This window comes from Microbulbifer maximicatervae (SeqCode), assembly GCF_052467505.1.
This window is the reverse complement of sequence record NZ_CP174313.1, coordinates 3,030,006-3,042,912: the sequence shown is the minus strand read 5'-3', so window position 1 is coordinate 3,042,912 and position 12,907 is coordinate 3,030,006. Positions and strand designations below refer to the sequence as shown.

General features: G+C 45.1%; 5 protein-coding genes and 3 pseudogenes. 4 read left to right on the top strand and 4 right to left on the bottom strand.

Annotated elements, in window-relative coordinates:
* Positions 1–54 precede the first annotated feature (54 nt).
* Positions 55–474, bottom strand: coding sequence for a zinc-ribbon domain-containing protein (locus ACJJIN_RS13540; protein ID WP_444895067.1), 420 nt, complete (start codon positions 472–474; stop codon positions 55–57).
* Positions 475–668: 194 nt separating this feature from the next.
* Positions 669–1,367 (bottom strand): alginate O-acetyltransferase AlgX-related protein, encoded by a 699-nt coding sequence (locus tag ACJJIN_RS13535; protein ID WP_444895066.1) that lies wholly within the window; start codon positions 1,365–1,367, stop codon positions 669–671.
* Between the two features lie 543 nt (positions 1,368–1,910).
* On the opposite strand from ACJJIN_RS13535, the gene ACJJIN_RS13530 reads away from it, so the two are divergent.
* The 4 genes and pseudogenes from ACJJIN_RS13530 to ACJJIN_RS13515 form a co-directional block, all read left to right on the top strand.
* Complete coding sequence (locus ACJJIN_RS13530; protein WP_444895065.1) at positions 1,911–2,861, top strand: IS5 family transposase; 951 nt, start codon at positions 1,911–1,913, stop codon at positions 2,859–2,861.
* Between the two features lie 351 nt (positions 2,862–3,212).
* Positions 3,213–3,386 (top strand): annotated as a pseudogene (locus ACJJIN_RS13525) (transposase family protein); the annotation flags it as partial.
* A gap of 109 nt (positions 3,387–3,495) precedes the next feature.
* Positions 3,496–4,410, top strand: a pseudogene (locus tag ACJJIN_RS13520) (IS30 family transposase).
* Positions 4,411–5,164 (top strand): annotated as a pseudogene (locus tag ACJJIN_RS13515) (IS1595 family transposase); the annotation flags it as partial. It abuts the pseudogene before it with no gap.
* Positions 5,165–6,512: 1,348 nt separating this feature from the next.
* Here ACJJIN_RS13515 and ACJJIN_RS13505 read toward each other — a convergent pair.
* Both ACJJIN_RS13505 and gcvP read right to left on the bottom strand, forming a co-directional pair.
* Positions 6,513–7,718, bottom strand: a complete 1,206-nt coding sequence (locus ACJJIN_RS13505; protein ID WP_444895064.1) for a hypothetical protein — start codon at positions 7,716–7,718, stop codon at positions 6,513–6,515.
* A 1,374-nt stretch (positions 7,719–9,092) separates the two neighbouring features.
* Positions 9,093–11,984, bottom strand: coding sequence for an aminomethyl-transferring glycine dehydrogenase (gene gcvP, locus ACJJIN_RS13500; protein WP_444895063.1), 2,892 nt, complete (start codon positions 11,982–11,984; stop codon positions 9,093–9,095).
* Positions 11,985–12,907 lie beyond the last annotated feature (923 nt).

Below are 12,907 nucleotides of genomic sequence, written 5' to 3'. Positions count from 1 at the left end.
CCTTATACTCGTTTCCTAAGGCGCGATTTCTGGTTCTTACTGGATGCACCTGTATTATTCTTTAATAAAGCCCTTTTTAAAGAAGGCCTCATTGGGGTGTGGCTTTTTCTTTGCCATTGCTTCCATATGAGCTTTCTGTTCTGCTTTCGCTTGGTTTCTCTTTTTCCTACAGGGACGACAGCGAATCGCAGAAGTCTCAAAGTCTCCTTTGACGATTTCATACCACCATTTTTGTTGCTTTGCCGTCCATACTTCATCTGAGCCACAATCTTTACATTGAAATTCTCGATCCAAGTAGTAGAGAGGAATGTCAAGGTAGTAAGAGTGGTGCACAATTGTTGCTCTATCTACCGCAATAGCCCAGTCGGGAATGGGGCCACTGAACTGATCAAGGATCTTGCCTCTATTTAACTTCTCTATTCTTTTTCTTCGAGCTTGCTTAATTTCGGTTCTTCTTTGTTTGCCGCTTTTCATTGGGTGTTCCTTACCATTGATTGAGAGGGAAAATGGGGGGCTTTGAAAGTGGTCGAAATTTAATTAAGCCCAATAAAAACGAAAAAAGCGGGCCTTAAGCCCGCTGCCAATCCGTTAAAAGTAATTAATGAGCTCACTTATGAGCTGTTATTGATTGTCAGGAAAATTCTCACGGCTCCTTATTTTTAAGTTTTTTATGGGTTAAGTAACAATATATATTCCTGTAATTTTCTGCGTATAAATATACCACTTGGCCGAGCTTTGTGAGCAATAGACATAAGCCGATAGGCTTCTTCCATGTCCGTTTTTTCCAGGGATGTGGCAGTATCTCTAATCCTGTCTATTAATATATTGTTGTTTTCGCATAACTGGAGTAAATGATTATTTTCTAGGTTGAGTAGGGTTTTCTTGTGGGAGATTCTTAAAGTCTCTTTCCACTCTAAGTAGCTTATGGAGTTTCTACCAGAGAAAATATTCTGGAACGCAGAGAGAGTATGTTCATCTAATTTCCTGGATTCAAAACGAGAGTGGATGTAATTAATAAAGAAGGGCACATCATTTTCTGCATTTGGAGTGTTTACTAGATATCGCTCTGCATTTCCAGTTAAAATTAAATCAGGGGAAAGAGAGCTTGCTACATCTGGAAGTATATATGGTGATCTTAAATAGATTATTTCTTCAAATATATGAGATAGCCATTTCAAGCAACTTTGAAAATAACTGTCGCCAAATAGTAATATACGTTTTTTAATGGGGGCTGTTTGGTTTATTGTTAGAAATATCCCCCCTGTGTTTCCCTGCAGAGCCTTTGATAGGTTAAATCGGTCTAATTCTGGTTTTATTTCGGTGAAGCAATCAAATGAAAGAAGGTCTATAGGTGCGTCTCCTCGCATTTTCCCTAGGTCCCCCTGTTTTGCTCGATTTTTGTTTTGTAGGTGAACTTATGCAGGTCGATACCGAGACCGTGGAGTACTTCTTGCATAATCTTATATTGGCCCAAGAAAGAGCAGTGGGAATCATTTTTGAAGTAATCGATTGGCTCAACGATATTTCCGGGGTAGTAAACAGATTTTCGAGTGTGCTTTTTTCCATAGATTGGGGTTATTTTTAGACCTTCCTGAAGAAATATATCCTGGTAGGCAATGGCTTTGGCGGGAAAGATAACATGTCGATAAGGTATGTTTCTCTTGTAACAGTAGTCTCTGTTTCTATCTATATTTAGGTTGAAGTTGTTTATAGTTTTATCGCTAAGTGTTCGCTCGCCTAGAAGATATGCAAATTGATTTTGGGATTTACCTTTCTGTCGTAAGAAAAGTGTACCATCGTCCAGGTTGAAAGTTCCATTCTTAAGATTGAATCTTCGATCTAAGGAACCTCTGAATAATTCCAAGCCAATATTGGTAATATTCACCTACCCATCAAGACTACGATGAATTATGCACCAAGTCACCTTTGCCGAAGCAGAATATAAGCTAAAGCGCCGTATAACTCGCCGAGAGAAGTTTCTTTCTCAAATGGAAGCCCTCATCCCATGGCAGCGACTAGAAGCTCAGATCACTCCTTGCTATCCACAAGGCAAACGTGGCCGACAGCCATATCCATTGAGTGTCATGCTCCGTATTCATTGCATGCAGCTATTTTATAATCTCAGTGATCCCGCTATGGAGGATGCACTGTATGAAATTGAATCCATGCGTAGTTTTGCTGGATTGACTTTGAGCGGCCCAATTCCCGATGAAACAACGATTCTTAACTTTCGCCACTTACTGGAGCTCAATCAGCTAGGTGCAGCTCTTTTTGATGAAATCAACAAGCATCTTGCTGAGAATGGCATGGTACTGCGTGAAGGTACGATTGTAGATGCCACTATTATCTCTGCGCCAACTTCAACCAAGAATAAAAAGAAAAAACGTGATCCAGAAATGCATCAAACAAAGAAAGGCAATCAGTGGCATTTTGGAATGAAAATGCATATCGGGGTTGATGATGTGCTCGGAGTAATACATAGCATAGATACAACAGCAGCGAATTCGCATGATGTCACAACTACAGAGCGAGTTCTCCACGGGGAGGAGAAAAGAATCTGGGGAGACTCTGGGTACATTGGTGCGGAGAAACGTGAAGAGTTGAAAGAGCGGGAGGCGGATTGGTATATAGCAATGAAGCCGAGCAAGCTAAAAACTCTTCCAGGGCGTGATGCACTTCGTAAAGCGGAAAAGATCAAGGCGCAGATAAGAGCGAAGGTCGAGCACCCCTTCCGCTACATCAAACGGGTATTTGGTTATGACAAGGTCCGCTATCGGGGACTGGTAAAAAATACTGAGAGGCTGTGCTTACTGGCAGGCTTTACCAACTTAATAATAGGGAGAAAATACTTGGCTGCCTAGGGGTGGTTCGCCTGAAATCCACCTATTGAGGGTTTCAGATGAAAAATTAGTGGACTATTACGCGCAAATTACGCGTTTGTGCGTAATAAAGTGAATTTTTCAAGCAGCTCAGCTTAATTCTGGAAAAATGCTTCGTTGATCAGAGGGTCCCTAATTTATCAAGTGGTTTCATTTTTGCTCCATATAGGCTTAATTCACAGTTGAGTTATTTTAAAATGAATTTATTAGATTAGCGATAGTAAAATTTATCATGCTTTAGCTTTCATTGTTTTAGCTAATTTCCATCCTTGTTAATTCATATAAACTTGTATGTAAATACAGTTGTTTGGTCGATTCATAAGGGAATAGATCATGGCTCGTAATAAGGTGCAGTTCCAGAAAGGCATTAGTTTGACTCAATTCCTCCAAGAATGTGATACCGATGAGCAGTGTTTCGAGGCTCTCTGCCAGTGGTGTTGGCCAAAAGGGTTTTCTTGTCCTCACTGTGGGTATGACAAGTATTGTGATATATCTAACCGAAAGCTCACATAATGTAATCCCTAGATTCCCACAATAACCGACATGCATTGCGATAGCGAAGGAGGCCAGCTGGCTGTAGGCTAGTCAGCTCCCACACAAACAAGCCATGAATTTCATGGGAACCTATATCAACCAGCTTACCCTGAAAGAACGATACCAGATCGAAGTCCTCAATGGACAGGGCTATTCGGCTCGAGCCATTGCACTACAGCTCAATCGCTTTCATCCTTACTGTACTGAAAGCGTTGATCGTCAGGTGCTGCAGAGGCGATATGGGGCCCGTAAGTACACCTAGTTTGATTTCGTCATGAAGGTGCAAATCGACCATCAGCTAAAAAATGCTAGCCCCGAACAAGTTGCTGGTCGGATGAAACTTGAGAAATGTGAGAGAACGGTCTGTTGTTCTACTATTTATCGCTGGATAGCTTAGCTTGGTTGGAGGCTGCGGCTTCCACGAAAAGACAAAGTCTACCGAAGGCGTACAGGCTCTGAAGCAGGGGCAAAGCTCATTCCGGAGCGTATTGATATTGAAGAATGGCCTACGATTGTTGATGGAAACACCGAGCTCGGCCACAGGGAGGGCGATACGGTTTATGGCCAGGATGGCTATCTTGTGACTTTAGTTGAGCGAGTCTTTAAGTTGTTGCTCACTCGTTGCGTGTCCAACAAGAGTAAGAAGACATTAAGTCGGGCAATTAAGAAGATGCTGAAGCCGTATCAGGCAATATGTAAAACGATAACCTTCGATAGCGGAGGGGAGTTTGCTGGTCATCAAGCGATTACACAGAAACTGGGGTGCAAAATATATTTTGCAAAGCCTTATCATTCTTGGGGGCGTGGATTAAACGAAAATACGAATGGTCTACTGAGACGTTTCTTCCCGAAGGGTATGAAGATTGGTAAGATACCCCAAAGCCGTATTGACGAAGCAGTGTTCCGAATAAACACTCGTCCAAGAAAGATTCTAAATTACTTGAGCCCACTAGAATTTCTAGCAGGCAGGCGTGTGTCACTTATGTTGGCAATCTAGGATCGATGTCGGCGTCAGACATCGATCACTTCCCGTATGATCTTCGATTCTACCAAGTTGCCCCTTGTTACTTGAGATTTTTTTTCGTCACCCAGGATAAGAAAGGCATCTCTTGTATAGAGTTGTTACGTCACTTGGGTATCTCATACAACGCAACTTGGCGCATGAAGCGCAAACTCATGCAGGTGATGATGGAGCAAGACCGCCAATATAAGCTGTTTGGCTTCGTTGAGCTGGATGATGTTTATTTCAGGGGGGGGGGAGCGTACAGAATGCAAATCTGGCCGTGGAGCTAAAGTTAACCCCCTGTTGTGGCTGCGGTTGAAACCACCAAGGAAGGGCGATCAAGACGTATCAAGCTCCCTATTGTCAAGGGTTTCAGGAGCAGTGAGATTTCTGCATGGAGCAAAAAACACCTCTGTAACGGCAGCACAGTGATTTCTGGCGGTCTTGCGTGCTTCAATGCCGTTATAACTGCTGGATGTGCACATGACAAGATTGCTTGTGGTGGCGGTCGGAATTCTGTTGAGGGCCTGAATTTTATTGGGTGAATACGGTTCTCGGTGATTTATAGAGTGCAATACGTAGCACCTATAATGCAATTAAACCGAAGTAAGTACAGAGTTATTTGGCTGAATTCAATTACCGGTTTAATTGGAGATTCGATATGTCAGCACTTATTCCCCGACTTGTCTTTGTCTCACTTCGGACACCACCGATGCCAGAACGGTTGTTAAGAATTAGCTTAGCATAGGTGTTAATTAGCTTATTTTATGAGAGGGTAAGTTAATTTGTTACAACTGAGTTGTCAGATTAATTGTCTGGTTAGTTTTTGCTATGATTTAGTAAAGGTACGCAGGGGGGTAATGGGTATAAGTGGCTGGTATCTTAGGCTTGTAGCTGGTTCCTTATCGATAAGGTTAGCAGTCGGCCAAACTTAGCACTCTTGCCACCACGCCGCCGGGCATGCAGCAGCTGTGAGTCCAAGTACGCTCATTCCGTGCTTATGAGTCTGAAGGGTGGTGGACAGATAATTGTACTACCGAAGGTTTTGCCCTCGGTTTCGTAGGAATTTTTTAGCAGCGTCTCGATATGTTGTGGTCAATTCCAACCGAACACCTCATTAAGCACATTTCTCAAATTCGATAGGGGTTACATCCTCCAGCGTTGTATGTATTCTGCGTGTGTGGTAATAAGCGATATAGGCTCTTACATCGATTATCGCATTCTCCCTTGTTGTTATAGAGATTTTCTGTTAGCCACTCCCGTTTCAGGCTGCTAAAAACGTTCAGTCGGAGCGTTGTCCCAACAATTTTCTTAGCGGTTCATTGAGAATAACATCTCATGTCGCTTCAACAGTGCTTGGTAGGTATGGCTGGCATACTGGTTGCCTCGATCAGAGCGGTGAAAAGACCTTTTGGTGGCGTAGGCAAATTGACAGCTATTAGCAATGCACGGTTTTCCAAGGCCGTTTCCATCTGGCGATCTAGATGCAAACCAACAATCCGGTGTGAATAGAGACCAATCACTAGCGCCAAGTATAACCAGCCTTGCACAGTCCAGATATACGCAATATCAGTAGTTCAAACTTGATTTTTAACACTCAGTGATAATTCCCTATTCAGAAGGTTTTGCACAATCAGAAGTTGGTGTTTTGTTATCTGTCGTCAGTGTAAATCGCTTCTTGAATTCTACTGCCAAACCTAGCTTTTTCATGATACTGTGAACTCGATAGCGGACAATTGAAAGGGCTTCCATGTACCGATAGAAAGTGTCTCTGGATACACTCAGTAGTTTGAAAACTTTGAAGCTCTTCTGCCAAATTTAGCAGTCCAGTTTTTTGTTAGATGATACGATCATTAGTATAGATTATGGAGTTTTTCGCTTTTAGGTATAGGTATATACATCAAAACTAGTTAAGAGGATGTATCAGATTTGGTCTGAATTAGTTCGCCAGAGGTCTATTTCGCGTATCCGCTTTATAGCTTTACGAGACATTAGTCAAAAAAAGGGGCGGTATGCCCCCTAATTAATCTCAAATACAGAGTAGTTTGAAATTAGAGTCAAACCATTAAAGTATATTTCAAATAAACGTTTAGTCTTTACATGGAATTTCTATACTTTTCGAGCTTGCTCTTGATAACCTCTCCTTCAGGCCGTATCGAGTGTGCAATCTCCATAAGCCCCAAAGAAGCTTTTAAATCTACAGTTTCCAATTTAATTGATGCATCCCTAAAAACATCTGCGTAATAATCGGGGAAGCCTGCATAGCGACCGGGTAATCCCGCATAGCCGATCATCAAGGACTGTATGATTTTAACAAAGCTATCAACTTGCTCCTTTCCCGCAGGCTCAGATTTCTCTGTGTTCCGCATCCGATACACAAAAATATCATCCTCAGACTTAAAAAATTCCTTATTTAACTGTCTATTACTTTCTTCAAAGGAGTAATAAATTTCATCATATTTTTCCTGGGAAACACGCTCTCCTTTACCTTTAAATTCCTGATAAATAATATCAAATACTTTTGCTCGAAGTGAGTTTGGGGTCCCATCGGCAAGATATCTAGGTGTAACCCTATTAACAGCTCTCCCCAAGGTCTGGCCAAGCTGAGTTAGAGATTCATTCTCCTTATCAACATCCTTTGATAATCCCTTTAATAGTTTTGGATCTAGTTGACAAAAAAAGTCATCAATAAGGTCGCTGTTAACAAAGAAGTCTCTAGAGAATATTCTAGGATTTATATTTTCCAATCCGAAAGCGCTTGCCCAGTTAGATAGCATGTCATAATAATTGTAGTATATATTAGATGGCTGACACTGGGCTAACATGAAATCTAAACTTTGGGAGTAACCAAACTTGATAGATGTTGAGTATAAAGATTCACAAACCGCAGATTGCTCTCTGAGGTAGCAAATGACAGAAATATCTGAAAAATATTCGGACATTAACTCAAGAGCTCTATTAACCTCCTCTTTTGTATTTACCCTTGAATGGAAGTGCTCACTTGAAATGATTACAGAGTGAACGTTTGCAGGCAGGTTGCTAAGTTCCTTGTCTAACTTTTCCTTTAGCGATTTTCGAAATATTATTTTTTCTTCAATTGTGGTAATGTTCCTAGCTCTAAAGAAGTCATCACTTTTCTCATCATTAACACAGTATGCAGGTAAGGCTCTGTTGTTTTTTACGCCGGCACATTGTAGAAAGTGGAATCCCCGCTCGCTCAAGAAGTTCTGATTTTTGAATAAAACCTCTTGTATAGTGGTTGTTCCAGTTTTCTCTGTTCCAATGTGCAGATATAACTTCATAAAACATCTCGCAATTTAATATATTAACTATAAAACGACTCTAGTGTAAGTGACCAATATAACCAATCAACTATCCTCAGAGCTCAATTAAGTTTTATGTAATCTAACCTCTTCAGGGGGCGCGATTGTACAATGTCCTTACTTATAAATTCTTGACCTATAAGGGAATCATTCCCAAAAGAGCTACTGATTACATCAATATTCGTATTCCTCATTCGGCAGGGGCTTATGGCTGATCGCTTAACTTTAATTAAGTAGCAGATTAGTTATTGATATTTCTTATTTAAGCTAATGCAGAGATACCCTCACTCTAGAATACAAGGCAACTATAGAAGTTCCAATGTGGACGTATAACGCAATAAGGCTGGCATGTCAACTCGGGTAAGGTGAGTGCACGTATTTAGGTGGAATCTTGTACGGACTTCTTTGGAAAAGCGCTCTTTATTGTAATCCGATGTAATTTTGACTAAAGGGCCAACTTGGTGGTGTTCAGTACGATAGATCATACGCTTTACCTTTTGGCGAAGCAGAATACAATCTAAAGTGCTTCATAACTCGCTGAGAAACGTTTCTTTCTCAGATGGGTATACTCATAACATAGCCTGGATTAGAAGCTCGAATTGAGTTTTAGTGCTCTTGAGGAGAGGCGTATTCATTGTATGGCTGCGATCCAACCTCAGGGTCCGGATGTGTTGGACGCGCTATATAAAGTTGAATCTATATGTAATTTCGCTGGATTGCCTTTGAATGGTCCGATCTTCACAAAACAACGATCCTTAACTTTCGTCACTTATTGGGGATTAACTAGCTGAGTGCGATTCTATTTGAGGATATCAATAAACAATTTCCTGAGAATGGTATGGCACTGCATGAAAGTGTTATTGTGGATGTGACTATTATTCAACCGGCGAACTAATGGCTTCTTAATGTGCACATTGAATTGATTCATGCTGGAGTAGGAAGCTGCGCACGCAGGTTTCTTCTGAACTAATCCGCCTAAGGTGCTTGTACAAGTCTCCACCATTTGCCTGATCTAAATAAATTAGTCGGTAGATCTACTCATGATGTAACGATATGCCTGCAAGTTTCTTTAAATAGCTTACAGTCTGTTGAGGGCTTAATTCTTTTCGAGTTGCACTTACTAGCGTATTAATTTTGTAAGCTAATATGCTTACCCTGGACGATATCCTCGCAGGCCTATATTACGTTGTAGCCTTCGACTGATCATTGGGGTTTTGCTATTGCTTTCTGAGAGTGTCCGTCGTTGGTGGGTAGGATCTTTTTGAGCAAGAAGTCGAGTCCAATGATTTTCGTTAACAAAGAAAAAGCGGGCATTAAGCCCGCTTTTAAATCCACCTGTGAGAGTGTTAGATCTTAATCAGCGTAGCTCTCAATCGGAGGGCAGGAACAAATCAGGTTGCGGTCGCCGTATACGTTGTCGATACGGTTGGCAGCGGGCCACACCTTGTGCTCTTTTAACCACGCCGCCGGGCGCGCAGCGATATCGCGGGAGTAGCTGTGGGTCCACTCTTCGCTCATCACGTCCTCAAGGGTGTGAGGGGCATTGTGCAGCGGATTGTCCTCTGGGGTGTATTTACCGCTGGTTACATCTTCCACTTCCTGGCGAATTGTTGCCATCGCTTCGATAAAGCGATCCAGCTCACCCTTGGACTCACTCTCGGTGGGCTCGATCATCAGGGTGCCGGCTACCGGGAAGGACATGGTGGGGGAGTGGAAACCAAAGTCCATCAGGCGCTTGGCGATATCCTCTTCAGTGATGCCGCTGGCCTCCTTGAGTGGGCGCAGGTCAACCAAGCATTCGTGGGCAACAAAGCCATTGGTGCCGGTGTAAAGCAGGGAGTAGTGTTCACCCAGTTTCTTGGCCACGTAGTTGGCGTTCAGGATTGCCATTTCGGTAGCTTGCTTCATGCCCTGCTTACCCATCATACGGATATACATCCAGCTGATCGGCAGAATGCTGGCGGAGCCCCAGGGAGCGGCGGAGATGGTGCCGTTATCCAGCTTGGTTTCCGGTACTTCAGTCACCGGGTGGGCCGCCAAGTAGGGCTTCAGATGTTCGCCAACAGCGATCGGACCCATACCGGGGCCGCCGCCACCGTGAGGAATACAGAAAGTTTTGTGCAGGTTCAGGTGGGATACGTCACCACCGAACTGGCCCGGAGCTGCGACGCCGATCAAGGCGTTCATGTTGGCACCGTCGATATAAACCTGGCCGCCAGCCTGGTGAACCAGATCGCAAACTTCGCGGATACCTTCCTCGAACACCCCGTGGGTGGACGGGTAGGTGACCATCAGTGCGGCAACGCGGTCGCCGTGCTCTTCGATTTTGGCTTTCAGGTCTTCAATATTCACATTGCCTTTATCATCACAGGCAACCACAACCACTTTCATGCTCACCATCATGGCGGAAGCTGGGTTGGTGCCGTGGGCAGAGGCGGGAATCAGGCAGATATCGCGCTGGGTTTCACCCTTCGCTTCGAAGTACTTCTTGATAGCAACCAGGCCTGCGTATTCACCCTGGGAACCGGCATTGGGCTGCAGGCTCACCGCATCGTAACCGGTGCAAGCGGACAGCATTTGCTGTAGCTGACGGAACATTTCCGCGTAGCCTTGTGCTTGATCTACTGGTGCGAAGGGGTGCAGCTTGCCGAACTCGGGCCAGGTGACCGGGATCATCTCCGCAGTGGCATTCAACTTCATGGTGCAGGAGCCCAGGGGAATCATGGAGTGATTCAGGGCGATATCCTTGGCTTCCAGAGACTTGAGGTAGCGCAGCATCTCAGTTTCGGAGTGGTAGGTGTTGAACACCGGATGGGTCAGGAATTCAGTATCGCGCGCCAGGGCGGCGGGTACACCCAGGGAGCCCTTGCTGGCAATTTCGCTGTCCAGAGTGTGTAGGTCGATGCTGTGTTCGGTGCCGATAAAGGCATTGATCAGGTCAGACACATCCTGCAGGGTGGCGGTCTCACTCAGGCTCACACCCAGAGCGTCTTCACCAATTTTACGCAGGTTGATCTCTGCGGCCAGGGCGCGCTGGTAAATCTCTTCCTGCTTGGCGCCAACGGTGATATTCAGGGTATCGAACCAGCTGTCGTGGGCCAGGTTAAAGCCTTCCTGCTGCAGGGCGGAAGCGAGAATATCTGCTAAGCGCTGGATGCGGGCAGCGATGGTTTTCAGGCCTTCGGGGCCGTGGTAAATCGCATAGAACGCGCTCATCACCGCCAGCAGTACCTGGGAGGTACAGATATTGGAGTTGGCTTTCTCGCGGCGAATGTGCTGCTCGCGGGTCTGCATGGCCATACGCAGCGCGCGCTTACCTTTGCTGTCCACGGACACACCGATAATACGGCCCGGTGCGGAGCGCTTGTAAGCTTCGCGGAAGGCGAAGAAGCCTGCGTGGGGGCCACCGTAACCCATGGGGATACCGAAGCGCTGGTTACAGCCGACGACTACGTCCGCACCCATATCACCCGGTGCCCGCAGGGCTACCAGGCTCATCAGATCTGCGGCCACGGTTACCAGGGCGTTGGCTTCGTGGACCTTGGCAATAATATCGCTCAGGTCGCGTACACGGCCGGTGCTGCCGGGGTATTGCAGCAGTGCGCCGAACAGCTCGGTGGGGATATCTTTTTCCACGTCGCCGACAACGACTTCGAAGCCGAAGTGTTCGGCGCGGGTCTTAACTACGGCGATAGTTTGCGGATGGCAGTCCTGGTCCACAAAGTAGACGTTGGACTTGTTGCGCTTGACCTGGCGCTTACACATGGCCATGGCTTCTGCGGCAGCGGTGCCTTCATCCAGCATGGAGGCGTTGGCCAGTTCCATGCCGGTGAGGTCCATAATCATCTGCTGGAAGTTCAGCAGGCCTTCCAGGCGCCCCTGGGCAATTTCCGGCTGGTAAGGGGTATAGGCGGTGTACCAACCCGGATTCTCCAACACGTTGCGCAGGATCACATTGGGGGTAATGGTGTCGTGGTAGCCCATACCAATAAAGGTGCGGTAGATCTTATTGCGCGCCGCGATATCTTTCAGCTCTGCGAGGGCCTCAACTTCATTGATCGCGTCGGCCAGATCCAGCTCATCGGTCTTGCGAATGGCTTCGGGCACGGTTTTCTCGATCAGCTCTTCGAGGCTGGCAACTCCGAGGGTTTCCAGCATGGCCTCTACCTGTTTGGCATCGGGGCCAATATGGCGATGGATAAAGGCGTCGTGTTGTTCCAACTGCTGCAGCGATGGTTGGGTCATAAACTTCGTTCCTGTAGTCGCAGGGAGTCGTCGCGGTGCGCTCGCGGTTAAAAATAGCACCTGGCCTCAATACCGCTTTTCCTGTGGAAAGCCTCGGGCCTCCGCGTTGCGGATAGGCGAGGGTAACGCTTGGGAAAAATCGGTTTGCTGGCAGCCCCAGTGTCGCAATACGGAACCAAAGGGGGAGCCGGGCCATAGCGGCAGGCGCGCATCTTAGCAATCGGGGCGAGTAGGGGCAATCTGCGGGATTTGAGCGAGGAAACTGCTAAATTTGGGGTTAAAAATTGGGTTAAATCCTGTGAAATGGCAAATAGAGGCATTTTGTTCTAAGTGCATATTCTCATCTTACCCTGGGGCTAAAAGGATCTGCTCTCTAATAGCTCTGGATCTTCAACCTCTACTGTGTAAGGGAGTGGGAGTTGAGGGGGTTGGCTTTGGAGGAACCGCATCCATTTCTACTCTTGAACTCTAAAGGTGGATGTGAATGTCATTTCTTAACCAGCCTTGGGATCTTTATTCTTTGTGGTGAATTAAGGTATTGTATTCAAATTTATTAACTTTTTAACATTTCCAAAAATGTTAAGCATTGAGAGAAATAGACCCGATGACGCTGTCAAATTTGTGCTTTTGATGCAGTAAGACGGGTCTTCAATTCTGACTGAAATATTACGTATATTACTTTTGCGGATAATATAAAAAGTATCAATAATTCAGAGTGATAATAGTACAAGCAATATGCTGTGCTTATATCATTTGAAGGCTTTATTTAAAGGTGGAGGCCAGCTTATTTTTATCTTATCTGGTTTCACCTAAGTTATCTTAAGTTAAATGGACTGCCACTTACTGTGAGATTGCTGTGCATGCCTATATGGCCTAGCTCTCAGAACCTATACCGATTTTAAGTCAAAGTCTTTACCGCTAAA

Excerpts from the sequence above, each read along its gene's own strand:
- ACJJIN_RS13505 (WP_444895064.1), bottom strand. The coding sequence starts at position 7,718 with ATGAAGTTATATCTGCACATTGGAACAGAGAAAACTGGAACAACCACT.
- ACJJIN_RS13535 (WP_444895066.1), bottom strand. The coding sequence starts at position 1,367 with ATGCGAGGAGACGCACCTATAGACCTTCTTTCATTTGATTGCTTCACC.
- gcvP (WP_444895063.1), bottom strand. The coding sequence starts at position 11,984 with ATGACCCAACCATCGCTGCAGCAGTTGGAACAACACGACGCCTTTATC.
- ACJJIN_RS13530 (WP_444895065.1), top strand. The coding sequence starts at position 1,911 with ATGCACCAAGTCACCTTTGCCGAAGCAGAATATAAGCTAAAGCGCCGT.
- ACJJIN_RS13540 (WP_444895067.1), bottom strand. The coding sequence starts at position 474 with ATGAAAAGCGGCAAACAAAGAAGAACCGAAATTAAGCAAGCTCGAAGA.